Genomic DNA, 1,222 nt, shown 5'->3' on the forward strand with positions numbered 1-1,222 from the left:
CGTTCCTGAATATCAAAGAGAGTTTGTCTGGGATGATGATCGTCAATCAAAATTAGTGGAGTCAATTATACTAGGTTTGCCAATACCAGTAATTTTCTTGGCAGAAAATAAAAATGGCCGCATAGAAATAGTAGATGGATCGCAAAGAATCCGCACTTTGGTAGCTTTTAAAGCTGATGATCTGGTTCTATCCGGCCTAGAAACTATAAATTCATTAAACGGTCTCAAATTTTCCGATCTGCCCCTCTCAAGACAGAGAAAAATAAACAACTATCCCTTAAGAGTTATTGTTTTGTCAGACTCCTTAACTGAAGAAATAAAAAGTGATTTATTTGAGAGAATAAATAAAGGCAGTGATATACTTAGGAATATGGAAAAAAGAAAAGGAATTTATCATGGAAAATTTACAGATTTTATTTACAAAAGATGCGCAGTTAATCCAATTCTTATTAAAATGACTCCTCTTGCGAATAGTGTAAAAAATCGTCAGGAGATAGAGGAGCTTATCCTGAGATATTTCGCTTTTCTTGAGAAATATCCAAATTTTAATGCTCTCAGAAATGGTGTCTCTACATTTTTAGATGACTTCATGAGTAGCAAAAATACTAATTTCACCAAAAGTGATGAAGAAGAATTGGCAAAGAATTTTGATCGCACCATTCAATTCGTAAATAAATCCTTTCCTTTCGGCTTTGCAAAGCGTTCAAATCTCTCAGTGTCTCGAGTTTATTTTGAGGCTATAGCTGTTGGAACAGCATTAGCATTGAAGGAGAAACCCAATTTGTCTGTTGACCCCATAAATGTTGGGATTTGGATGCAAAATACTAATTTTCGTGATGATATTAATGGTAAGACGCGCACACATAGCGCGGCAAAACTGAGTTCTAGGATTACGTTTGTACGCGATCGCCTCTTGGAGGCTGCGAAATGATTTCAGTTATAAATGATATCAATGAAAGAAGGTTAGAGTTTGATCGCGTCTATGAAATGGTTAGACAGATGGGAAATGAAAATGGAAAAATAAAGGAGACTCTCGTAATTAAGTCTCTTTTATTTCTAATGATGTATAATAGTATAGAATCAACATTTTCGTCTTGCCTAGAGCGCGTTCACGACGAAATTTCAAAATATTCTTTTATTGAATTGAGTAAAAACATAAGGTCACTATGGTCCTCTTTCTATTTCTCTAATTTAAAAAAAGAAAATATACTTAAATCACTTG

General features: G+C 34.2%; 1 protein-coding gene. It reads left to right on the plus strand.

What is annotated here, in order from left to right; all coding sequences use genetic code 11:
- Positions 1–931, plus strand: a 931-nt coding sequence (locus ABF979_RS14140) for a DUF262 domain-containing protein (protein WP_415560478.1), incomplete at its 5' end; no start/stop codon positions are given.
- Between the last annotated feature and the right edge of the window lie 291 nt (positions 932–1,222).

The sequence above is a fragment of the Gluconobacter sp. genome (assembly GCF_047723935.1).
Taxonomy (GTDB): Bacteria; Pseudomonadota; Alphaproteobacteria; order Acetobacterales; family Acetobacteraceae; genus Gluconobacter.